This window comes from Herbaspirillum seropedicae (genome assembly GCF_001040945.1).
Taxonomy (GTDB): domain Bacteria; phylum Pseudomonadota; class Gammaproteobacteria; order Burkholderiales; family Burkholderiaceae_D; genus Herbaspirillum; species Herbaspirillum seropedicae.
Genome location: NZ_CP011930.1, coordinates 2560513 through 2584382 on the forward strand (window position 1 = coordinate 2560513; position 23870 = coordinate 2584382).

The 23870-nt window shown below is 65.7% G+C and carries 17 protein-coding genes; 7 read left to right on the forward strand and 10 right to left on the reverse strand.

Annotated elements, in window-relative coordinates; translation table 11 throughout:
- Positions 1–3: 3 nt before the first annotated feature.
- On the reverse strand, positions 4–1698 hold the full coding sequence (locus ACP92_RS11315; protein WP_013234247.1) for a thiamine pyrophosphate-binding protein: 1695 nt from the start codon (positions 1696–1698) through the stop codon (positions 4–6).
- A 212-nt stretch (positions 1699–1910) separates the two neighbouring features.
- Here ACP92_RS11315 and ku point away from each other — a divergent pair, with 212 nt between their 5' ends.
- The 4 genes from ku (at position 1911) to ACP92_RS11335 (ending at position 8196) form a co-directional block, all read left to right on the forward strand.
- On the forward strand, positions 1911–2960 hold the full coding sequence (gene ku / locus ACP92_RS11320; RefSeq protein WP_048348691.1) for a non-homologous end joining protein Ku: 1050 nt from the start codon (positions 1911–1913) through the stop codon (positions 2958–2960).
- Positions 2957–5527: a DNA ligase D gene (gene ligD, locus ACP92_RS11325; RefSeq protein ID WP_013234249.1), complete on the forward strand. Its 2571-nt coding sequence runs from the start codon at positions 2957–2959 to the stop codon at positions 5525–5527. The genes ku and ligD overlap by 4 nt, the downstream gene beginning before the upstream one ends.
- Before the next feature lie 169 nt (positions 5528–5696).
- Positions 5697–6809: a nucleotide excision repair endonuclease gene (locus tag ACP92_RS11330; RefSeq protein ID WP_041310685.1), complete on the forward strand. Its 1113-nt coding sequence runs from the start codon at positions 5697–5699 to the stop codon at positions 6807–6809.
- Between the two features lie 25 nt (positions 6810–6834).
- Entirely contained in the window at positions 6835–8196 is a 1362-nt protein-coding gene (locus ACP92_RS11335; RefSeq protein WP_171941737.1) for a hypothetical protein, read from the forward strand.
- A gap of 50 nt (positions 8197–8246) precedes the next feature.
- Here ACP92_RS11335 and ACP92_RS11340 read toward each other — a convergent pair whose 3' ends face one another.
- From ACP92_RS11340 to ACP92_RS11365, 6 genes are all read right to left on the reverse strand, one after another.
- On the reverse strand, positions 8247–9236 hold the full coding sequence (locus tag ACP92_RS11340) for an alpha/beta hydrolase family protein (protein ID WP_013234252.1): 990 nt from the start codon (positions 9234–9236) through the stop codon (positions 8247–8249).
- A gap of 38 nt (positions 9237–9274) precedes the next feature.
- Positions 9275–10072, reverse strand: coding sequence for a transporter substrate-binding domain-containing protein (locus ACP92_RS11345; protein WP_041311794.1), 798 nt, complete (start codon positions 10070–10072; stop codon positions 9275–9277).
- A gap of 61 nt (positions 10073–10133) precedes the next feature.
- A complete protein-coding gene (pdeM, locus tag ACP92_RS11350) occupies positions 10134–10790 on the reverse strand; it encodes a ligase-associated DNA damage response endonuclease PdeM (RefSeq protein ID WP_013234254.1) in 657 nt (218 codons plus the stop codon).
- On the reverse strand, positions 10787–13354 hold the full coding sequence (locus ACP92_RS11355; protein ID WP_013234255.1) for a ligase-associated DNA damage response DEXH box helicase: 2568 nt from the start codon (positions 13352–13354) through the stop codon (positions 10787–10789). Before ACP92_RS11355 ends, pdeM begins: the two co-directional genes overlap by 4 nt.
- Before the next feature lies 1 nt (position 13355).
- Positions 13356–15023 carry an ATP-dependent DNA ligase gene (locus tag ACP92_RS11360; protein WP_013234256.1) on the reverse strand — a complete coding sequence of 556 codons (1668 nt, stop codon included), beginning with the start codon at positions 15021–15023 and terminating at the stop codon, positions 13356–13358.
- Positions 15016–16083: a ligase-associated DNA damage response exonuclease gene (locus ACP92_RS11365; protein ID WP_013234257.1), complete on the reverse strand. Its 1068-nt coding sequence runs from the start codon at positions 16081–16083 to the stop codon at positions 15016–15018. The genes ACP92_RS11360 and ACP92_RS11365 overlap by 8 nt, the downstream gene beginning before the upstream one ends.
- A 292-nt stretch (positions 16084–16375) precedes the next feature.
- Here ACP92_RS11365 and ACP92_RS11370 point away from each other — a divergent pair, with 292 nt between their 5' ends.
- The 3 genes from ACP92_RS11370 to ACP92_RS11380 all read left to right on the forward strand — a co-directional run bounded on the left by ACP92_RS11370 (position 16376) and on the right by ACP92_RS11380 (position 18908).
- Positions 16376–17308 (forward strand): HDOD domain-containing protein, encoded by a 933-nt coding sequence (locus ACP92_RS11370; protein ID WP_013234258.1) that lies wholly within the window; start codon positions 16376–16378, stop codon positions 17306–17308.
- A 535-nt stretch (positions 17309–17843) separates the two neighbouring features.
- Positions 17844–18584, forward strand: a complete 741-nt coding sequence (locus tag ACP92_RS11375; RefSeq protein ID WP_156181774.1) for a transporter — start codon at positions 17844–17846, stop codon at positions 18582–18584.
- Between the two features lie 117 nt (positions 18585–18701).
- The gene (locus ACP92_RS11380) at positions 18702–18908 is read left to right on the forward strand and encodes a hypothetical protein (protein ID WP_041310690.1); all 207 of its coding nucleotides are present in this window, start codon (positions 18702–18704) and stop codon (positions 18906–18908) included.
- Positions 18909–19026: 118 nt separating this feature from the next.
- Here ACP92_RS11380 and prpF read toward each other — a convergent pair whose 3' ends face one another.
- From prpF to ACP92_RS11395, 3 genes are read right to left on the reverse strand one after another with little or no spacing between them, the layout of a single operon-like run.
- Positions 19027–20217: a 2-methylaconitate cis-trans isomerase PrpF gene (prpF, locus tag ACP92_RS11385; protein ID WP_013234260.1), complete on the reverse strand. Its 1191-nt coding sequence runs from the start codon at positions 20215–20217 to the stop codon at positions 19027–19029.
- Positions 20214–22835, reverse strand: coding sequence for a Fe/S-dependent 2-methylisocitrate dehydratase AcnD (gene acnD, locus ACP92_RS11390; RefSeq protein ID WP_013234261.1), 2622 nt, complete (start codon positions 22833–22835; stop codon positions 20214–20216). Before acnD ends, prpF begins: the two co-directional genes overlap by 4 nt.
- 54 nt (positions 22836–22889) lie before the next feature.
- Positions 22890–23621, reverse strand: a complete 732-nt coding sequence (locus ACP92_RS11395; RefSeq protein WP_013234262.1) for a GntR family transcriptional regulator — start codon at positions 23619–23621, stop codon at positions 22890–22892.
- Positions 23622–23870 lie beyond the last annotated feature (249 nt).

The window sequence follows — 23870 nt, forward strand, 5'->3', positions numbered from 1 at the left end:
GGTTCAGCCTCCTTTCATGGCGATCAGGCTTTCACGCACCTTGGCCAGGCCAAAGCGCCAGATCTGTTCCATCTTGATGTGCGGCATGACCGGCAGTTCGTCCGGATCGATGAAGACATCCAGGACCGCCGGCCCGGGCGCGGCCAGCAACTGCTGCAGGCCTCCCTCGAGTTCTTCGGGCGTGCGCACGCTGAAACCCTGGCCGCCGCAGGCCCGCGCGAAGGCGGCGAAGTCGGGGTTGGGGAATTCCGAGCCTTCGAAGGCGGGCATGCCCGCTTCTTCCATCTCCAGATGCACCAGGCCCCACTCGCGGTTGTTGAAGACCACTACCTTGACCGGCAGGCGGTGCTCGACGCTGGTCATGAATTCGCCCAGCAACATGGTGAAGCCGCCGTCGCCGACGGCCACCACCACCTGGCGCTCACGGTCCAGCGCCTGGATGCCGTTGGCCTGGCCCAGCGAGGTGCCGACCGCCGCATTGTTGAAGGAAGCCAGGATGCGCTGGCCGCCACGCTGGCGTATCCAGTTGCCGCACCACAGCGTCACCACGCCGGTATCGACCACAAAGGCGGCATCGTCATCGGCCAGATCGCTGATGGCCCGCGCCACGCTTTGCGGCTTGATCTTCTTGTGGTGGCGCTTGATCTCGGCGGCGCTGTCGAGTTTGGCGTTCCAGCGTTCGCGATGCGCATTGGCCTGCTGCAGGAAAGCGCCGTCGGTCTTGCCCTCCACGCGCTCCAGCAGTTGCTGTACGGCCGGTGCGACCGAGCCGGTGATGCCCAGGGTGACCGGCGCGCGGCGGCCCAGCACGAAGCCGCGCTCGTCGATCTGGATCACCTTGGACTTGGTGGGCAGGAATTCGGAATACGGATAGTCCGAACCCAGCATCAGCATCACTTCGGCGGCATGCAGCGCGTCGGTGCCGGGTGCGCCGCCGATGAGGCCCACGCCGCCTATCCAGTGCGGATGGTCGTAGCTGGCCAGGTCCTTGCCCCGGAAGGTATGCATGACCGGCGCCTGCAACTTGCTGGCCAGCGCCAGCACCTCGTCGATGGCGCCACGGCAGCCATTGCCAGCGAAGATGGCCACCGACCCTGCCGCATTGATCAGGTCGGCCGCGGCCTGGATATCGGCAGCTGGCGGCGACAGCGGCGTGCGCTCGCGCAGGGTATGCAGACTGGGGACGCTGCCGGAGGTCTTGGCGCCGATGACGTCGGCGGGGATGTTCAGGTGCGCTACGCCGCGCTGGGCGTAGGCCTGGGCGATGGCCTGGTGGAACACCGCCGGGGCCTGGTCCGGGCTGGTGATGATCTGGCTGTAGGCGGCCACATCGCGAAAGAGCAGCTCAGGGGAATTCTCCTGCAGATAGTCGGTGCCGCGATGGGCGGCCGGCACGCCGCCGGAGATCGCCAGCACCGGGGCATGGTCCTTGCGGGCTTCGTACAAGCCCGCCACCAGGTGATTGGCGCCCGGGCCGGTGGTGCCGCAGCAGACCGCCAGCCGGCCGGTCAGCTTGGCCTGGCCGGCAGCGGCCAGGGCTGCGCCTTCTTCATGGCGTACGCCTATCCATTCGATGCGCTTGTCGCGGCGGATGGCGTCGGTGAGCGGGTTCAAGGCGTCACCGACCACGCCGAAGATCTGGCGTACGCCGATCTCGTAGAGCGTGTCGATGAGGATGTCTGCAACGGTGGCGGGCATGGCGGCTCCATGGGTGTCGTTGAGGAAAGAGGGGGGATTGCACTCAAGAGTAAGTCCGCCAGCCGGTGGCCTGTATCGGTGTCTGTGGTAAATCCCTGTAGGAGGATGGGGGACGCCCGGTGCATTCCTACGCCGCCTTCATCATCAGGCCGACTGCGTGGTCGCGGCTGCGCTCCGATAATCGGCCCATCAGCGATATTGCGGAGGACGCCATGCGACGCGCACTTTGGAAAGGAGCGATCAGCTTCGGGCTGATCAATATCCCGGTCGAACTCTACACCGCCGAAAAGCACGATGAGCTGGACTTCACGCTGCTGGACCAGCGCGATCTCTCGCCAGTGGGCTACAAGCGCTACAACAAGAAATCCGGGCGCGAGGTGCCCTGGGAAAACATCATCAAGGGCTACCAGTACGAGGAGGGCAAGTATGTCCTCATGTCCGACGAAGACCTGCGCCGCGCCAACGTGGAGGCGACCCAGAGCATCGACATCCAGAGTTTCGTCGAGCGCGAGCAGGTGCCCATCCTTTATTACGAGCAACCTTATTTCCTGGCCCCGGCCAAGGGGGGCGACAAGGCCTATGCGCTGTTGCGCGAAACCCTGCTGGCCAGCGACAAGATGGCCATTGCCCAGATCGTCATCCGCACCCGCCAGCACTTGGCTGCGCTCATTCCCCAGGGCGACATGCTGCAACTGATCACCTTGCGCTATCCCAGCGAGTTGCGCGCTCCGGATGATCTGCCGGTGCCCACACGCAAGTCCAAGAAGGCGGCAGTCACCCGACAGGAGGTAGAGATGGCGCGGGCGCTGGTGGAGCACATGTCGGCACAATGGGAGCCGGAGCAGTTCCACGATACCTATCGTGACGACGTGCTGGCGCTGATCCAGAAGAAGATCAAGAGTCGCCAGACCCATGAAGTGGCCGAGCCGGACGAAGCCGCCGCACCGGCCAGCAGCGGCGCCAAGGTGGTCGACCTGATGGCCTTGCTCAAGAGCAGCCTGGAAGGGCGCGGCAGGTCTTCTGCCAAGGCGGGGGACGACAAAGCGCCGCAGGAAGCAAAGGAAAAGAGGGGGGCGAAGGTCCACAAGCTTCCTGCCCGCAAGCCCGCTGCAAACACTGCCACTAAAACTGCTGCCACTAAAACGGCTGCCAAAAGCGTCGCCAAGCCCAGGACCAAGAGCAAGACCGCCAGCACCAGCAAGGCCAGCCGCAGTGCTGCCACCCGCCGTAGCGGCAGCACCGCCAGGAGGGCGCAGGCATGAGCACCGGCAAGCTCGACCGCTACCGCGCCAAGCGCGATTTCACCATCACGCCCGAACCCTCCGGTCATGCCAGCCGGAGCCGGGCAGGGGCGCAGTCGCAGAGCCTGCAATTCTTCATCCAGCGCCACCATGCGCGCCGGCTGCATTATGACTTTCGGCTCGAGCTCGACGGTGTGCTCAAGAGCTGGGCCGTTCCCAAGGGCCCCAGCCTGGACCCACACGACAAGCGACTGGCCGTGCGGGTCGAGGACCATCCCTTCGACTACGGCAGCTTCGAGGGCGACATCCCCGCGCACCAGTATGGCGCCGGCCATGTGGTCTTGTGGGATCGCGGTCAGTGGCGACCGCACGGCGATGCGCGCGCCGGGCTGGCAAAAGGTCATCTGAGCTTTGAGCTGGAGGGCGAAAAACTGCACGGCCGCTGGGCACTGGTGCGCATGGGCAAGCCCGCCGCCGACGGCAAGGAAAACTGGCTGCTGATCAAGGACGACGACGCCGCTGCGGCCAGCGGCGAGCAAGCGGCCATCACCGAACTGCGCCCCGAGAGCGTCAAGGATCTGGGCGACCAGGCGCCGCTCGCCAAGGCCAGAGCAAGCGCCAAAGCCGCGCCGGACAGCACCGGTCCAATGCCCGCGCAGATGCAGGCGCAACTGGCCACTCTGGTCGATCGCGCTCCCGCAGGCGAGCAATGGCTGTGCGAGCTGAAGTTCGATGGGTATCGCGGCCTGTGCCGCATCGATCACGGCCAAGCCGCCATCTACACCCGGGAAGGCCTGGACTGGAGCCATCGCTGGCCCATCCTGGTGCAGGCGCTGGCGCGCTTGCCGGTCGATGAAGCCTGGATCGATGGCGAGGTCGTGGCGCTGGACGCGCAAGGACAGATCAGCTTCGAAGCCTTGCAGAACCTGGCGCGCGGGGATCGCCAGCAGGCCGATGGCATCCGCCTGGCGCTGTATGCCTTCGATCTGCTGTACCTGAACGGCCACGACCTGCGCGACATTCCCCTGCGTCAGCGCAAGGCGTTGCTGCGTGAACTGATCCCCGGTTCGGACCCAGAGGGACTGCTGCTCTACAGCGAACACATCGAGGGCCATGCCGCCGAAGTGTTCCGCCACGCCTGCCAGCATGGCATGGAAGGGATCGTGCTCAAGCGCGCCGATGCCCCGTACACAGGGCGGCGCGACCGCTACTGGCTCAAGCTCAAGTGCGAGCATCGGCAAGAGTTCGTCATCGCCGGCTATACCGAACCCGCCGGCCAACGCAGCGGCTTTGGGGCCATCCTGGTGGGAGTCTACGATGAGCACGAGCAGTTGCGCTACGCCGGGCGGGTGGGCACCGGTTTCGATGACAAGCTGCTGGAGACGCTGCTCAAGCAGTTCGGCCCGCTGGAGCAGGACCAGCCAGCCTTTGCCAATCCACCTACCGGCCAGCAGCGGCGCGGGGTCCATTGGCTCAGGCCGGCGCTGGTGGCCGAGGTGCGCTTTGCCCAATGGACCAGCGCCGGCATCCTGCGCCATGGCAGCTTCGTGGCCCTGCGCGAAGACAAGGACCCGCACCAGATCCGACGCGAAGGCCCGCAGCCCCTCGCCGAGGCAAAGGCCGATGCCAAGGCGCCGGCCGCTGCGCCCGCGCGCAGCCGTGGCAAGGCCAGCGATCTCTCTGCACCCGTCACCGTGGCCGGGGTGAAGCTGACCCATCCCGGCAAGATCCTCTTTCCCGATACCGGGCTGACCAAGCTGGAACTGGCGCGCTATTACCAGAGCGTGGCGCCGTGGATATTGCCCGAACTCAGGCAACGACCGCTGTCGCTGGTGCGTTGCCCGGACGGACATGCTGGCAAGCGCTTCTTCCAGAAGCACACCGGGCAAGGCATGCCCGAGGCCATCGACACCATCGAGGTGCCGGAAGGCGAGGGCCATGCCCAGTACATGATGGTCAACGATGTGGCCGGCCTGGTCGCCACCGTGCAGATGGGCGTGCTGGAGCTGCATGCCTGGGGCGCGACCGGCGCTGCCCTGAATCACCCCGACCGCGTGGTGTTCGACCTCGATCCTGCTGACGACGTACCCTGGGCCACGGTGGTGGAGGGCGCCCAGCTGGTGCGGGGGCTGTTGAAAGAGATCGGACTGGACTGTTTCCTCAAGACCTCGGGTGGCAAGGGTCTGCATGTGATGGTGCCGATCCGGCCGGAACACGACTGGGCCGTGGTCAAGGATTGGGCGCACCGGTTCGCCGCGCACCTGGCGCGGCACCTGCCGGACCGTTTCATCGCCAAGATGAGCAAGGCCGCTCGTAACGGCAAGATCTTTATCGACTATCTGCGCAATGCGCCCGGCGCGACCACGGTGGTGGCCTATTCGGTGCGCGCCCGCGATGGTGCGCCGGTGTCGGTGCCAATCACCTGGGAAGAGCTGGAACAGGGCAAGGGCATCAAGGCCGATCATTTCCGGGTGTCCACCATGCCGGCGCGCATCCGCAGCCTGGAGCAGCACGATCCTTGGGCCCACTTCGGGCAGGCTCCGCAGCGCCTCACCAAGGCCATGCTGGCGGCCTTTGACAGCGTCTGAACGGGCGGCAGTGCTGGGCCGGCAAGCTCAGCAGGGCGGCGATGTCCTACACGATCTTCATCATCCTGCCGACTGCGCCTGACAAGGGGCAAATCCATAATCCTCCCCAGTTTGAGAACCGACCACGCCGGTTGCCGTCCCGGCCCGCCGAGCGGGTCCGGGCATCCCCATGAACAACAAGAAGGAAATGGCCCCAGCCATGAACACCATCAGCCACCGTCCCTCGCTGACCCAGCTTTTCACCCGCCCCATGATGCCGGCGCTGATGCCGGCCGGTGCCGCCGCGCAGCCGCGCAAGCTGCCAGCCGCGCTGGTGGAGCGCTTGCTGGTGCAGGAGGGCGAGCATGGCCTGCCTGCGCTTCCTTCATTCCCTCCACGCGGCCTACCCCTGGCCACCTTCAACGCACCCCAGCCGGCTGCGCACCGGGCGGCGACCTTCAGCTATCCGCTGCATATCGACCGCGCCAGCATCGAGGCCCTGCCCAGCGCCTGCGGCGTCTACATCCTGCGCGGCGAGGGCGACCAGGCGCTCTACGTGGGCCGCAGCGTGAACCTGCGCAGCCGTGTGCTGGCGCATCTGCACCATGCCGAAGACCAGTTCCTGATCGGCCGCACCCGCCGTATCGAATGCCTGCGCACGGCCGGCGAGCTGGGCGCAGCCCTGCTGGAAAACAGCCTGCTGCGCGATCTGCGTCCGGCCCACAACAAGAAACAGCGCGCCAAGCGCGGCCTGTTCACCTTGCGCCTGGATGAACAGGGCCAGCCGTTGGTGGCGCAGGTGGCCGACCACGAATTCAACCGCGCCGGCAAGCTCTTCGGCCTCTACACCAGCGAGCGCGCCGCCCAGGAGGCCTTGCACAAGCTGGTCGAGCATCATGGCCTGTGCAGCATCGCTACCGGGCTGGAACAGGGCGAAGGCCCGGGCATGGCCTGCTTCGGCCGGCAGATCCGCCGTTGCCGCGGCGCCTGCACCGGCGAAGAGTCGCACGAACAGCACCAGTCCCGCCTGCTGCAGGCGCTGGAAGACTTGCGCATCCTGCCTTGGCCCTATGCCGGCCCCATGGGCATCGTCGAGCAGGGCGACGGCTGGCAGCAGATCCATGTGATCGACCAGTGGCGCTACCTGGGTTCGCTGGATCGCCAGCAGCGACGTTTGCCGGCCCGCCCGGCAGCCAGCCTCAAGGGCTTCGACCTGGACACCTACAAGCTGGTGATCCAGCCCTACCTGCTGGGCCAGCTGGAGCTGCGTCCACTGCCGGGCTTGCCATTGGCCTATCCCTGATCCGTTCTGATCCTTCCTGTCCTGCATGCAAGCACGTCTTTATCCCTACGCCGTCGCGTTGCTGATGGCCGCGCCCGGTGCGCTCCCCCTGGCGCTGGCCGCCGATCCCGGTGGCCTGTGCCGTCCCGACCAGACCCTCGACAAGGACCGCCTGGCGGCCTACCTGATCCAGACCTATCCGGTCAGTACGGCCTATCTCTCGGTGGGCAAGGACGCGGCGCCGATTGCCTCGCCGCGCGCGCTGGTGGCCTGGCTGCTCAAGAAGCGCGCGGGCGAGCGCAATACCGGCGGAGCGTGCAGCGGCGACAGCTGCAACGTCGATCACATGGCCGAGGACGTGCAACGTCTCATCGATGGCAAGGATGAAGGTTTCCGCCCCAGCGGGCGCACGGATGCTGCGGCTTTTTTCCGTGAGGACAGCCGTATCACCCTTGGCTGTACCGTGGCGGCCGCCACGCCGACGCTGCCGCATGCGCCCCAGGCCGCGCGCATGGGCGTGGCCCCGCTGGCCGCAGCCAGTGGCGCTGCGGCTGCACCTGCCGCCGCTACTGCGGCCCCGGCCGCTCCGGCAACCTGGACAGACCCGCTGCGGGTGCGCGGCAATCCCGACCAGTTGTCCATTGATCACCGCGACAAGGCCGGTTATGCCTCGGTGGAACGCGCCCGCGTGACGCTGGCCAATGACGAGGTGGCGCAGTCGCGCACCAACGATGTGGTGGTCTATGCGGGTTATTCGCTGGACAAGCGTCCCATCGGGGAAGCGGGCAGCACCTATGAGGCGGTGCCCTACGTGGGCTTCAAGCAGAATCGCGTCACCAGCTATGCCGGCGCGACCAACGAGGTCACCACCAGCCGCACCAGCCAGGTGGGCTTGCTGTCGGCCTTCCATTTCACCCATCCGGATTCGGCCAACACCGAAGACCTGACCGCCCGTCCCGACTACCTGGTCAACAATACCGATGGCAGCCGCCTGTTGACGGTCAACTTCACGCTCACGCCGGTGCGGCCTGGCGTGCTCAATGACTTCCTGCGCTGGGGCAATGGCCTGGCGTTCAAGCCCATCCTGGTGGGGCAGAGCCGCAACGGTATCTACATCAATCGCGGTGATCCGGATGTCTACGACCAGCATCGCGACTTCATCCGCCTGGGGGCGCAGGCCGGCTTCACGCTGTCCTCCACCAATCCGGCCTTGCCCTTCGACTTCACGACCACCTTCACGGGCTTGAAGGCCTTGCAGGGCAATCGCAGCATCCATTACTGGAAATCGGTGCTGACCTACAACCTCAACCAGAATGTCGGATTGAGCCTGGATTATTCCAACGGCCTCCTGCCCGACAGCGGCGACCAGGAGCGCAAGTGGGGGCTGGCGGTGTCGTCGAAGTTCTGAGCTCGCCTGCCGGTGGTTGTCATGGCGCCTGGGATGGCGTCATGTCAGCCCTACAGATGCTTGTGCAGGAATCCGGTAATTTCATCTTCCAGCCGTCGATGAATCGCAATGCGGTCGACTTCCGGCGCATCCTTGCACAGCAATGCTTCCTGCGAGGCGAATGCCGCAGGGCAAGGATCAAGGAAGACAAAATGCCGTCCCGGTACGATGACTTCTGTTGGACGGGTGGGAAGGCCGGCCGCCACTGCCAGCGCATTCGGTTCGGCGGGCAAAAAGCTCGTGTCCGAGGGACGATAAAGCAAGACTGGCATCGTGACCGACGCCAGGGCGGCGGCATCGAAAGGAATGGCCAGCGGATCCATCACGACCACAGCCTTGACGGAATAGTCGGGCTGGAACGGTTCGCCCGCCGAGGCAGGTGAGGAGGACGTGTTTCGGCCATCGCCACAAGAAGAGCTGTCTTGAGGATGCCGGGCGCAGTACCTGCCAGCCAGCGCAAAGTCCGGAACGGCGCCCGCCATGACCAGGGCCGTATAGCCCCCGGCAGAAAAGCCGATTGCACCGACCCGGGCCGGGTCCATATGCGCCCCCAAGCGGCTGTCGGAAAATGCGGCATGTAGTGCGGCGTTGGCTTGCCTGGGGCGATCGATCAATGAGCGTCCCTGCCGATAGCCGTCGAGATTGCCAGCGGAATCGCCCACGTGAATCGGGGCGATCACGACATAGCCTTCGCGCGCGAGCCGCGTGGCCAGTTCCCGATGACCAAAAGGCATGCCGCCGTGGCCGTGGGAAAGTACCACCACCGGAAAGACGGCGTCGGCGACGGCCGCATTGCGCGTCGCTTCTATGGTGTAGGGACCGGCCTGCCATGGTGTTTCCGGCGTCTTGCTGGGGTACCAGGCCACTGCCTCAAAGGGGAGCTTGTCCGTTACCGCAATCCGCGCGACGCCGGCATGAAAGGGCGAGGCCTTTTCGGCCGAGAACGCCTGCTGGGAGAAGAACAGCGTGAAACCCACCGTGAGCAGCAGGCGCAGCGTCATGGGAAGACCTCGTCGATATCGTTGGCGTTCCACTTCGCTTACTGGAGTGTCGCCGCCATCTTGGCCGGCAACGGCACGTTGAGCCACTTCTGCACGATGCCATTGAGTTCGCCACTCTTCTTGGCCGCCGTCAGCGCCTCATTGACCTTGGCCAGCAAGGCCGGTTCACCCTTGTTCAGGCCGACGTTGCAGGCCGATTCCTGGATGATGTACTTCAGCACCGGCTTGTTGTTGGGGGCCTTCTCGGCCAGCGCATAGGCTACGAAGTCGCCCGTGCCCACCAACTGCACCTGGCCGGAGACATAGGCGGAGATCATGGCGTTGTTGTCTTCGTAGCGCTTGATGGTGGCGCTCTTGGGTGCGGTGTCGGTCAGTTGCAGATCCTGGAAGGTGCCGCGCGCCACGCCCACGGTCTTGTCGGCCAGGTCGGCCGGGCCGCTGACCTTGACGCTGGCCACGCCGAAGACGCTGTTGTTGTAGGGCGCATAGGGTTGCGAGAAGTCGATCACCTTTTCACGCTCGGCGTTGCGGCCCAGGGTGGAGATGACCAGGTCGGCCTTGTGCGTCTGCAGGTAGGCGATGCGGTTGGCGCTGGCCACCGGCACCAGCTGCAGCTTCACGCCCATCTTCTGCGCGATCAGCCGGGCCACGTCGATGTCCAGTCCTTGCAGTTGCAGGTCGGTGTTGACCGAGCCGAAGGGGGCAAAATCCTGCGGCACGCCAATGCGCACCACGCCGTTCTTCTGGATATCGGCCAGGGCGTCGGCCCGGGCCAGGCCACCCTGCATGGCAGCCAGTCCGAGCACTACGGCCAGCATCGTCTTCCTGGGGCTCATCTGCATTTCTCCTCATCGATGGTTGTCCAGCAGCCGATGATACGCCGGATCGGCACGTCTTTCAGTCAGGCAAGGGCAACACGCAGTCATCGGCGGCCAGGTAGAGCCGCTGGCCCGGGGCCGGGGTCACGCGGTAACCGCCGGTGAACTCGCCGAAGGCGGGCAGCATGGCCCAGCGGCCATCGACCACGAAGCAGGGCAGGCGCAGTGCATCGCCAGCCGCCGCCAGCCGGTACACCGGGTGCAGATGGCCGACCAGGGCGAATGCCCCGGCTACCGTCTGGGGATGGTGGCAGAAGGCCAGCGGACCAAGCCGCCAGGGTTCGTCGACCACCTGCATGTCCAGCTCGGGTGGTGGATCGCCGGCATGGCTATCGTGGTTGCCGCGCACCAGGGTCAGCTCCAACGCTGCATGGCGTGCGCGCCATTGCGCCAAGGTGGCCAGCGTATGGGGTGCGCGTCCACTGCGGGCATGCAGGAAGTCGCCCAGGAAGACGATCCGTTGCACCCCATGACGCGCCACCAGCGCATCGATGCGCGCCAGGTTGGCCTGCGTGGTGCCGTGCGGGACGGGGATGCCGCCGGCGCGGAAGGCGGCGGCCTTGCCGAAATGGACGTCGGCCAGGATCAGCATGGCCTGCTCGCGCCACAACAGCGCCCGTTCGGGCAGCATGCTCAGTTGCACGCCGTCGGCGTCGAAGCTGGGGAAGTCGCTCATGGACGCCGCCGTGCCGCAGTCTTGCCCGCGCTGGCGTCGGCCGCGCTTTCCAGCTCGCGCAGCATGCGCGCCACGCGGTCGGCCAGTTTTTCGGTGGAGAGCTTTTCGCGGAAGCGCTCCACCATCAATGGCAGGGCGAAGGGCGTGGGGCGTTGCAGTCGCACCAGCGTGAGCGTGCGGGCGCGCAGTTCGGCCAGGGTGCTGCGCAGGCGTGCCAGCTCCAGTTCCTGTTCCAGCACCTCGCGCTGGGCCTGGGTGAGCAGGAGGTTGTTGGCGTCGTGCTTGCGGAATACCTCGAAGAACAGCGCCGAGGACGCCTGCAACTGGCGCGCGCTCTTGTGCTGGCCGGGATAGCCCTGCGAGACCAGCCCGGCGATGCGGGCGATCTCACGAAAACGCCGCTGCGACAGTTCGGTGGCGTTCAGGCTGGAGAGCACGTCCTGCAGCAGGTCGTGGTCGGAGAACAGGGTCTGCGCCTGGTGGGCCGCCAATTGCTCCAGCGGCGCTTGCTGCGCGCCCAGCAACTCGAAGCCATAGTCGTTGACGGCAATGGAAAAGCTTGCCGCCTGCTGGCGCGCCAGCCGCCACGCCAGCAGCGAGGCCAGCCCCATGTGCACCAGCCGGCCCGCAAAGGGATAGAAGAACAGGTGATGGCCTTCACGGCTCTTCAAGGCTTCCACCACCAGCCGCTGGCCGGTGGGCAGCGCCGACCAGGCGTGCTGCAAGGCCAGCAGGGGCTCGACGGCCTGCATCTCGGGGCCGTCGAAGCGCGCCTGTGCGGCCTGTTCCAGGCGGTCCAGCACGGCGTGGGCCAGGGTCGAGGACAGGGGCATGCGTCCGCCTTGCCAGCGCGGCACGGCGCCGCTGCCTGAACTGCTGCGGCGTACCCAGGCTGTCATCTCATGGACACGCACGAATTCCAGCACGCGCCCACCGAAGAGGAAGCGGTCGCCCGGACGCAGTCGGGCGATGAAGCCTTCTTCGATGGTGCCGATGCGCCCGCCCTTGAGATATTGCACATGCAGGCTGGCGTCGGCGACGATGGTGCCGATGTTGAGCCGGTGCCGCGTGGCGATGGCAGGCTGTGGCACCCGATAGATGCCTTCGGCATCGGCTTGCACCCGCTGGTATTCCGGATAGGCGGTGAGACTCTGGCCGCCCCGCACCACGAAGTCCAGCGCCCATTGCCACTGATCCTCGCGCAGGGCGCGATAGGACCAGGCCTGGCGCACCTCGTCGAACAGCTCATCGGGGCGGAAGCCGCCCCCCAGGGCGATGGTCACCAGATGCTGGACCAGCACATCCAGCGGTGCTTCCGGCACCGGACGCTGTTCCACCTGCCCGGCGGCCACGGCGTCCTGCGCGGCGGCCGCCTCGACCAGTTCCAGGCTGTTGGTGGGCACTAGCGTGGCGCGCGAGACGCGGCCCGGTGCGTGGCCGGAACGGCCAGCCCGCTGCAGCAGGCGCGCCACGCCACGCGGGCTGCCGATCTGCAGGACGCGCTCGACCGGGGTGAAGTCCACGCCCAGGTCCAGGCTGGAAGTGCAGACCACGGCCTTGAGCCGTCCGTCGCGCAAGCCCTGTTCCACCCATTCACGCACTTCGCGGTCCAGCGAACCATGATGCAGCGCGATCAGCCCGGCCCAGTCGGGCCGGGCCTCCAGCAGGTTCTGGTACCACAGCTCGGCCTGCGAGCGGGTGTTGGTGAAGACCAGGGTGCTGTTGCTGGAATCGATTTCGGCCACCACGCCCGGCAGCATCTGCAGGCCCAGATGGCCGGCCCAGGCAAAGCGCGCGGGCTGCGGCGGCAACAGGGTGTCGATGAGGATGCGCTTGCGCTGCTGGCCGCGCACCAGCACACCCTGGGCAGCCTGGTCCGGCCCCAGCAGCGCCTGCAGCGATTGCTCCAGGTTGCCCAACGTGGCCGACAGGCCCCAGACCACCATCTGCGGCCGCCAGCGGCGCAGACGCGCCAGCGCCAGCTGCACCTGCACGCCGCGCTTGTTGCCCATCAGTTCGTGCCATTCATCCACGATCACCGCGTCCAGCTTGCCGAAGCGCTGCCGCGCATCGGCCTGGGACAGCAGCAGCGAGAGACTTTCCGGCGTGGTCACCAGGACCTGGGGCAGGGCCTTCATCTGCCGTGCGCGTTCGCTGGAACCGGTGTCGCCGGTGCGCATGCCGGCCTGCCAATGGGGCAGCAATTCCGGCAGCGGTTCTTGCAAGGCGCGCAGGGTGTCGGCCGCCAGCGCCCGCATGGGCGTGATCCACAGCACGCGCAGCCCGTTGGTCGTCGCGCCCTGTGTCGGCTGGCCCAGGCTTGGCTGGGCATGCAGCAGCGCGCCGAACCAGACTGCATAGGTCTTGCCCGAGCCGGTGCTGGCATGCAGCAGGCCGCTGCGTCCTTGCTGGGCGGCTTGCCAGACTTCGCGCTGGAAATCGAAGACCTGCCAGCCGCGCCGCTGGAACCATGTTTCGGCGGCTGTCAGGGCGGATTGCGCAGCATGAGCGCTGCCGGCGCAAGCTGATGCGGAAGCACGTGAGGAACGCGGGTTGCGCGGCATCTCAGCGCTGCTCCGGTTGGGGGGAAGGCGGTAGCAGGGCGCGCAGGGTGGCCAGGGTATCGGCCTGCTCCACGGTCTTGTCGAGGCGCTGGCGCAGGATGCGCGGGAAGCGCACCGCCATGCCGGCCTTGTGGCGGCTGGAGAGGGCGATGCCTTCGAAGCCGATCTCGAAGACCATGCTGGGCTGCACGCTGCGCACCGGGCCGAATTTCTCGATGGTGCTCTTGCGGATGACCTGGTCGACCACCGCGATCTCGGCATCGGTGAGGCCCGAGTAAGCCTTGGCGAAGGGCACCAGCTTGCGCTGGCTGCCGGCTTCTGGCGGCCCGTCCCACAGGGCGAAGGTGTAGTCGGTATAGAGCGAGGCGCGCCGGCCATGGCCGGCCTGGGCATAGATGAGCACGGCGTCGATGCTGTAGGGATCGATCTTCCACTTCCACCAGGTGCCGTCGTTGCGGGTGCGGCCAATACCGTAGCGGGCATCGATGTCCTTGAGCATCATGCCTTCCACCCCGCGTTCGCGGGCGCTGGCGCGCAGTTGCGCCAGCGCGTCCCAGTCCTTGGCGGTCAGGGTCGGGGCCAGCATCAGTGCGGCGGCAGGATGGCTGCCCACCAGCGCTTCCAGCCGGCGGCGTCGTTCGCTTTGCGGCAGGCCGCGCAGGTCGCAGCCGTCCTGTTCCAGCAGGTCGTAGGCGATCAGGCCGGCAGGCAGTTCTGCCAGCAGCCTGGCGCTGAGGTTCTTGCGGCCAATGCGTTTCTGCAGTTCGGAGAAGGGCGCCACACGTTCGGCGGCCAGGCCGGCATCGGGATGGCGGATGACGATCTCGCCATCGATCACGGTGCCGTCCGGCAGGGGCAGGGCGGCCAGCTCCGGGAAGCGCTCGGTGATCAGTTCTTCGCCGCGCGACCACAGCCAGTTCTGGCCGTGGCGGCGCACCAGCTGGGCGCGGATGCCGTCGTACTTCCATTCCACCTGCCACTGCTGGATCGGTCCCAGCGTGGCGGGGGCGTCCATCAGGGGATGGGCCAGGAAGAAGGGATAGGGCTGGCCGCCCTGCAATGGCTGGTCGGCGCTGTCGGCAGGGGCGATCAGGCGGGCGAAGCGTTCGGCATCCGGGCGGGCGCGGCCATCGGTCCAGCCGACCATGCGTTGCGCCACCAGCTTGGCGTCCAGCTGGGCGACGGCGGCCAGCGCCCGCGTGACCAGCAGGCGTGAGACACCGACCCGGAAGCCGCCGCCAATGAGCTTGGAGAGCAGGAAGCGGCCTTGCCAGTCGAGCTCGTCCCAGGCTTGGAAGAGTGCGGCGCGGATGGTCTCTGGCGCCGCTCCGCGCAGGGGCGCGATGCGTTCTTCCACCCAGCGCGCCAGACCCAGCGGGTTGCTGCCGCTGGCCGGCGGCAGGATGTGGGCGATGGTTTCGGCCAGGTCGCCCACGCTCTGGTAGCACTCTTCGAAGAGCCATTCATCGATCTGCGCATACTCCATCGCGCATTGCTTGAGCAGGCTGGTGGGGACCGCTTGGCGGGGCTTGCCGCCGGCCAGGAAGTAGACGGCCCAGGCCGCATCGGCGGGGTCGGCGCGGCCGAAGTAGTCTTCCAGGGCCGCCAGCTTGCGGGTGGTGGAGGTGGTGGCGTCGAGCTCGCCATAAAGCCGCGAGAATTCACGCATGAGGGGCTGGCTCCGCAGTCGCGGCGGGCATCTCTTCGATGGCCTCGTCGCCGTATTCGGTAGCGAAAGCGCCGGCGTCCAGGCCGTTCTGGCGCAGCCAGCGCACCATGGTGGCGACCTGGCCGTGGGTGACGATGATACGCTCGGCCTGGGTGGCCGCAATGGCTTGCTGCAGCGCCGGCCAGTCGGCGTGGTCGGAGAGCACGAAGCCGCGATCCACGCCCCGGCGGCGGCGCGTGCCGCGCAAGCGCATCCAGCCGCTGGCGAAGGCGTCGCTGTAGTCGCCAAAGCGGCGCATCCAGGGCGAACCCGCCGCCGAGGGCGGCGCGATGACCAGGCTGCCGGCATAGGCCGAAGAGGGGCTGCGCTTGCCCCCATCGCTCTTGCTGCCCGGGCTGCCCTGGTTGACGGTCTGCGTCTCGGGCAGCGCCACGCCCTCCTGCCGATAGAGGCGATTGAGCGGCGCCACCGCGCCGTGGCAGATGATGGGGCCGATGCTGGCGTCGATCCCGTGCAGGATGCGCTGGGCCTTGCCGAAGGCATAGCAGAACAGCACGCTGGCGCGGCCCTGGGCGGCGTTGGCGCGCCACCATGCGTTGATCTCTTCGAAGATCTCGGCCTGGGGCTGCCAGCGGTAGATCGGCATGCCGAAGGTGGATTCGGTGATGAAGGTGTGGCAGCGCACCGGTTCGAAGGGGGCGCAGGTGCCGTCGGCCTCCAGCTTGTAGTCGCCCGAGGCCACCCAGACCTGGCCCTCGTGCTCCATGCGCAACTGGGCCGAGCCCAGTACATGGCCGGCCGGGTGCAGCGACAGGCGCACGCCATTGTGGGTCAGGCTCGCGCCGTAGGCCAGGGTATCGAGGGCAATGTCAGCGCCCAGCCGGGCGCGCAGGATGTCCGCCCCAGGCGCAGCGGCCAGGTAGTGCGCATGGCCGACGCGGGCGTGGTCGGCATGGGCATGGGTGATCACCGCGCGCGCCACCGGGCGCCAGGGGTCAATGTAGAAATCACCTGGCACGCAATACAGACCTTCCTTGCGCACCACCACCATGTCTTGCATGCCTGCCGTTTCCTTGTGATGAGCTTGCTGGCCGACCAGGCGAGGTCGGCGAGGGGCTAGCTTAACCGCAACGATTCTTTCTTGCAGTCGGTGGGTCTCCTACGACGCTGTCAGGGGAACCAGTATTGTCCCGTTCTGACTAAGTTTTGCATTGCATCGCGGCACAATTGTTCTGAATTAGGTATGCTATCGCCAATTAGTGTTGGCAAGCTGTAAATTGTATTGCCTGGTTTTCATCACCCGTTTCTCTACCTGCTGCCAACCCCAAGCCCCCTCCATAACGCGCATGAGCATGTCTACCTACGTCGATCCCCAGACCTTCCGTGAAATGCAGGACTCCGAAGTGCTGCCCGCTCCCTCGGGCGTACGCCTGAAGATCATGCAGATGTGCCAGCAGGAAGATATTGCCTTGCCCGAACTGGTGGCCCAGGTCCAGGGCGATCCGGTGCTGGCGGGGCGGCTGATCCAGATCGCCAACATCCCCAACATCAACAAGGGGCGCATGGTGGCCTCGGTCAATGTCGAGTTGCTGCTGATGGTGGGGCTGCATGCGGTGCGCCAGATGGCGCTGGCGATCTCGCTGACCGAATCGGCGCGACGCGGTGATTGCGCCGAGTTCGACTATGACGCCTTCTGGAGCCGTTCCACCGCCATGGCCTGCGCCGGACAGGCGCTGGGCGACCTGCTGCAGGTGGCGCCGCCGGCAGAGATGTTCACCATCGGCCTGCTGGCCGGCATTGGCCAGCTGGGCCTGGCGTCGGCGCGTCCCAAGCGCTATGGCGAGCTGTTGCTGGCCGGGGCAAAGGATGCACAACTGCGCGTCCAGGAAAGGGAGAGCTTCGGCTTCGATCATCTGGCGCTGGCCGCTGCCATGATGCAGGACTGGCATTTCCCCCGCATCTTCTGCGAAGCGGTGCTGCATCATCGCGATCCCGCCGCCAGCGGCCTGGAGGAGGACGACCGCCAGCAGAAGGTGACACGCCTGCTGGAGCTGGCCGGTTGCGTGGCCGATGTCTGCACGGCCAGTGACGCGCAGCGGGCCGCCTTGCTGCCGCGCCTGCTGCAGCTGGGGCAACACTTCGCGCTGCCGGTATCGAGCCTGGAATACGTATGCGGACGGGTCTCCTGGGACTGGAGCGACTGGGGCGCATTGCTCAAGGTGCCGACCCGGGTCTTGCGCGAAATCGGTCCGGAGCTGGCTGCTGCGGCCGAACAGACGGCTTGATGCGAATTGGCAACAGTCAGACTTTGTCAGCAAATTTCGAAATTCTTTGTTGCTGATTTGTCAGTTTGAAGTGTTACCATGCATTCCGCTCTGGAAGTAAAGCTCATCTTTTGACCGTCAAAAAATAAGCCGGACGCCATACCGTCCGCGCGCTGGATATTGGACGTCAGTCAGGAAGGGTGAGTCCGCGTCGACGGCTGGCTCGCGTTTGCGCAGACCTGCTTCCAGACCGCGCGCAAGGCCGATGAACCCAGCCACCTGATGTTTCTTCCGAAATGCCACGGCATATGCCGCAGCCTGCCACGAGGACACATATTCATCAAATAGGCCTTGCCTGCGCCCTTTCTGTTCGGAATGCCAGGCGCCTGCCTTTGCTAATGTGTTCCGATAAAAAACGCGGCGTTTTCCAATCGATTCGCTTCGACCACATCCTGTCACCGTCGACCACGGTGTGAACTGTCACGCCTTGAGCGGGGCCGGATGGGGTTGCGGCCAACGCTGGCGCGCCGCACCTGACATGAATAGGGGGTCTCCCATGACAAAGAAAATTCTCGGCATTTCCTGCCTGCTGCTGGCGGCCAGCCAACCCGTCTTTGCGGCGCATCCGCTGGTCACCGACGACGCCGGCGTCCAGGGCGCTGGCGGCATCCAGATTGAAACCAATACCGACTGGAGCCGCCAGAACGGCGCGGCCAGCCACGTCGGCGCCTTCACCTTCACCTATGGTGTGACCGATCATCTGGACCTGTTCACCAACCTGCCGCAGACCTTCCAGTCGCCCACTGGCACCGGCGTGGGGGATGTCTCGGTGGGCGCCAAATGGCGCTGGCATGAAGCCGATGGCCTGGCGCTGGCCTTCAAGCCGGAGTTCTTCATGCCCAGCGGCGACGAGCAGAAGGGACTTGGCACCGGCAAGAACGGCCTGGGCCTCACCGGCATCGCCTCCTACGAGACCGGGCCATGGACGCTGCACGGCAACATTGGCGTGCGCCTGAACCGCTTCCAGCGGGAAGAAGACCAGCAGTCCATGCGCAAGACCGTCTGGCGTGCTTCGGCAGCGGTCTGGTACGGGCTCAACGAGCAGTGGCGACTGGTGGCCGATACCGGTCTGGCGCAGAACGCCGATGCCGCTAGCAAGAAGCTGCCCTCCTATGCGCTGGTCGGCGTGATCTGGTCGCCCAACAAGACGGTGGACCTGGATGCAGGCGCCAAATTCGGCCTGAACAAGGCGGAAGTGACGCGTCAATTCGGCGTGGGCGTGACCCTGCACTTCTGAGTTGAGCGATGCGAAGGTCGGGTCAGTCTGTGCAGTGCAGCATGCAATCGACTGGAAAGACTGACCAAATCTGCTATCGTTGACCCTGGCACAGGGCCACGACTAAGGAGACGACAGATGGATCTGGTGGAAAAATTCGATGCCAAGGGCAAGACCGGCGCACCTTACCACGTTGAGGTGTACCAGACGCAGCAGGACGAGGCCGACGAAGCGGTACAGGCGTTCAGCCGCACCTACAAGTTGACCGATGGCCGCGCGCTCGATCCCCTGACCAATGAGAAATTCAGGATCGTCCAGACCGGGGAAAAGATCTACCGCGTCTGAGTCCTCCCGGACCCCGCAACACGACGATCAAGCTGACCAAGCCGGCGCCGCAAGGCGGCCGGCTTTTTTTGCGCCTGTGTGACGGTAGGCCCGCCTCGCAGGCAGCTTCCCGTCAACGTCAGAAGGCGTCGCCCGGCACCCGCACCCAGCCTTCCATGAGCACCCGCGCACTGCGGCTCATGATGGCCTTGGTGACGACCCACTGGCCGTCTTCCAGTTTGGCCTCTGCACCCACGCGCAAGGTGCCAGACGGATGGCCGAAACGCACGCTATTGCGCTCCCCGCCGCCCGCTGCCAGGTTCACCAGCGTGCCCGGAATGGCCGCCGCCGTGCCAATGGCGACCGCCGCGGTGCCCATCATCGCGTGGTGCAGCTTGCCCATGGACATGGCGCGCACCAGCACGTCGGTATCCTGCACGGTGACGGTCTTGCCGCTGGAAGAGACATATTCCCTGGGAGCAGCGACGAAGGCCACCTTGGGCGTGTGCTGGCGGGTGGCGGCTTCTTCGACCTTGCTGATGAGTCCCATGCGCATCGCCCCATGGGCGCGGATGGTCTCGAAGCGGGCCAGGGCGGCCGGGTCGCTGTTGATGGCGTCCTGCAGTTCGGTGCCGGTATAGCCGATCTCTTCGGCCTTGAGGAAGATGGTGGGAATGCCGGCATTGATCATGGTGGCCTGGAAGCTGCCCACGCCAGGCACTTCCAGCGTATCGACCACATTGCCAGTCGGGAACATGGCGCCGCCTGCGCCTTCTTCCTCAGCGGCCGGGTCCATGAACTCGAGCTGCACTTCGGCAGCGGGGAAGGTCACGCCATCGAGTTCGAAGTCACCGGTTTCCTGCACCTGGCCGCCGCGCATCGGCACATGGGCCACGATGGTCTTGCCGATGTTGGCTTGCCAGATGGTGATGACGGCCACGCCATCCTGCGGCAGCCTGGAAGGATCGACCAGCCCGGCGGCAATCGCGAAGGGACCGACGGCAGCCGACAGGTTGCCGCAATTGCCGCTCCAGTCGACGAAATCCTGGTCGATGGAAACCTGGCCGAACAGGTAGTCGACATCATGGCCAGGCCGCACGCTGCGCGAGATGATGACCGTCTTGCTGGTGCTGGAGGTGGCGCCGCCCATGCCGTCGATCTGCTTGCCATAGGGGTCGGGGCTGCCGATCACCCGTTGCAGCAGCTTGTCGCGGGCAGGGCCCGGTACGCGGGCGGCCTCGGGCAGGTCATCCAGCTTGAAGAAGACGCCCTTGCTGGTGCCACCACGCAGGTAGGTGGCGGGGATGCGGATCTGCGGGACTTGGCTCATGCTTGTTCCTTGGCGTTCTGGCCGGCGTTGGCGGAGGCTTCCAGGAAATCCTGGGCGAAGCGTTGCAGCACGCCGCCGGCTTCGTAGATCGAGACTTCTTCAGCGGTATCGAGGCGGCAGGTCACCGGCACTTCCACGCGCTCGCCGTTCTTGCGGTGGATCACCAGCGTCAGGTCGGCGCGCGGACGGCGCTGGCCGATGACGTCATAGGTTTCGGTGCCGTCGATGGCGTAGGTGTTGCGGTTCTCGCCGGCCTTGAATTCCAGCGGCAGCACGCCCATGCCGATCAGGTTGGTGCGGTGGATGCGTTCAAAGCCTTCGGCCACGATGGCTTCCACCCCGGCCAGGCGCACGCCCTTGGCGGCCCAGTCACGCGATGAACCCTGGCCGTAGTCGGCGCCGGCGATGATGATCAGCGGCTGCTTGCGCTCCATGTAGGTTTCGATGGTTTCCCACATGCGCATGACTTTGCCTTCTGGTTCCAGGCGCGCCAGCGAACCTTGTTGCACGCTGCCATCGGCTTTCTTGACCATCTCGTTGAACAGCTTGGGATTGGCGAAGGTGGCGCGCTGCGCAGTCAGGTGGTCGCCACGGTGGGTGGCGTAGGAGTTGAAGTCTTCTTCCGGCAAGCCCATCTTGGCCAGGTATTCGCCAGCGGCGCTGTCGAGCAGGATGGCGTTGGAGGGCGAAAGGTGGTCGGTGGTGATGTTGTCGCCCAGCACCGCCAGCGGACGCATGCCCGACAGCGTGCGCTCACCGGCCAGTGCGCCTTCCCAGTAGGGCGGACGGCGGATGTAGGTGCTCTGCGGACGCCAGTCATACAGCGGGCTGACCGACTGGCTGCGATCCACGCGGGCAGCGAACATGGGGGTGTAGACATTGCGGAACTGCTGCGGCTTGACCGCGGCGGTCACGACGGCGTCGATTTCCTCGTCGCTGGGCCAGATGTCCTTCAGGCGGATTTCCCGGCCCTCGGCGGTCACGCCCAGCACGTCCTGTTCGATGTCGAAGCGGATGGTGCCGGCAATGGCATAGGCCACGACCAGCGGCGGCGAGGCCAGGAAGGCCTGCTTGGCGTAGGGGTGGATACGGCCATCGAAGTTGCGGTTGCCGGACAGCACCGCCGTGCTGTAGAGATCGCGGTCGATGATTTCCTGCTGGATCTTGGGATCGAGCGCACCGGACATGCCATTGCAGGTGGTGCAGGCAAAGGCGACGATGCCAAAGCCCAGTTTTTCCAGGTCGGCGGTCAGGCCCGCTTCTTCCAGGTACAGTTCCACCGCCTTGGAGCCGGGCGCCAGCGAGCTCTTCACCCAGGGCTTGCGGGCCAGGCCGAGGCGATTGGCATTGCGCGCCAAGAGGCCCGCCGCGATCACGTTGCGGGGATTGCTGGTATTGGTGCAGCTGGTGATGGCGGCGATGATGACGGCGCCATCGGGCATCTTGCCAGGTTCGTTCTCGACCTTGCCGGCGATGCCTTGCGCGGCCAGTTCGGAGACCGGCAGGCGCTTGTGCGGATTGCTCGGGCCGGCCAGGGTGCGCACCACGGTGGAAAGGTCGAAGCGCAGCACGCGTTCATACTCGACCTTGGCCAGGGTGTCGGACCACAGGCCGGCCTCTTTGGCATAGGTTTCCACCAGCTTGACCTGTTCGTCCTCGCGTCCGGTGAGCTTCAGATAGTCGATGGTCTGCTGGTCGATGGAGAACATGGCAGCCGTCGCGCCGTATTCAGGGGCCATGTTGGAGATGGTGGCGCGGTCGCCCAGGGTCAGGCTGGCGGCGCCGTCGCCGTAGAACTCCAGGTAGGCGCCGACCACCTTTTGCTTGCGCAGGAATTCGGTCAGCGACAGCACGATGTCGGTGGCGGTGATGCCCGGCTGGCGGCGGCCAGTCAATTCCACCCCGATGATGTCGGGCAGGCGCATCCAGGACGCGCGGCCCAGCATGACGTTCTCGGCCTCCAGGCCACCCACGCCGATGGCGATCACGCCCAGCGCATCCACGTGCGGGGTGTGGCTGTCGGTGCCGACCAGGGTGTCGGGGAAGGCCACGCCATCCTTGGCGTGGATGACCGGCGACATTTTTTCCAGGTTGATCTGGTGCATGATGCCGTTACCGGGCGGAATGACGTCCACATTCTCGAAGGCTAGCTTGGTCCAGTCGATAAAATGGAAGCGGTCTTCATTGCGGCGGTCTTCGATGGCACGATTCTTTACAAAGGCTTGCGGGTCGTCGCCGCCGCATTCCACCGCCAAAGAATGGTCCACGATCAGTTGCACCGGCACCACCGGATTGACCTTGGCCGGGTCGCCGCCCATGTCGGCAATGGCGTCGCGCAGGCCGGCCAGGTCCACCAGCGCGGTCTGGCCCAGGATGTCGTGGCAGACCACGCGCGCGGGGAACCAGGGGAAATCCAGCTCGCGCTTGCGTTCGATCAGCTGGCGCAGCGAATCGGTGAGGGTCGCCGGATCGCAGCGGCGCACCAGGTTTTCCGCCAGCACGCGGGAAGTGTAGGGCAGGGTGTCCCAGGCGCCGGGACGGATCGCCTCCACGGCGGCGCGGGCGTCGAAGTAATCCAGGCGGGTGCCGGGCAACTGCTTGCGGTATTGGGTGTTCATGGCGGTTGGCTCGTGTCTCGTTGATGGAATGGTTATCGGCTTATCTGGTGCGGCTCATGCGCCGGAGGCTTGTCCGGCCCGCTTTCCCGCGCCGCCGGCCTGGGCCTGCGCGATCTGGTGTTCGATGTTGCGGCGTGACGCGCCGATGTGACGGCGCATGAGCAGGTCAGCCAGTTCGCCGTCGCCGTCGGCCAGGGCGTCGAGGATGCGATGGTGTTCGGCGAAGGCCTGGCGCGGGCGGTGCGGGGTGGCGGAATACTGGATGCGGTACATGCGGGCCAACTGGTAAAGTTCGCCGCAGAGGATGCGGGTGAGGATCTGGTTGCCGCTTGCCTGGATGATCTTGTAATGGAAGTCGTAGTCGCCTTCCTGCTGGTAGTAGCCGCGTCCGGCCTGGAAGGCTTCGTCCTTCTCGTGTGTATCGAGCACCCGGCGCAGCTCATCGAGCTCGGCCCGGCTCATGCGCTGGGCGGCCAGGCGGCAGGCCATGCCTTCCAGCGATTCGCGGATCTGGAACAGTTCGACCAGGCCCTCCAGGGTCAGCGAGACCACCCGCGCGCCCACGTGGGGCACACGCACCAGCAGGTTCTGGCCTTCCAGCCGGTGGATCGCTTCGCGCAGCGGACCCCGGCTGATGCCATAGGTGCGCGCCAGTTCGGGCTCGGAAATCTTGCTGCCGGGGGCGATCTCGCCTTGCACGATGGCGCTCTGGATCTTGCGGAAAACATGTTCCGACAAGGTCTCGCCCTCGCGGTCATTGCCGGGTAGTGAAATGAGCTCACTCATGGTGTCGACAATCTGTGATCAAAGAGTGGCTTAATCATAGCACTTCACCCTAAAAATGGAAGAAGTGTCGACACCGAAATATTTTCGGCACTGGGTAGTTAAAAAATAGCATGAGGCAATTTTCGTTAGGGATGAGAAAATTCAGCCAGCTGTTGGGAAAATGTGAAATCAGCTTTCAAATTTTTTCAAATATCTTCCTCATATGTGGGAATGATTCACCCAAAATGAGAAATTCACCGTACATTGCCG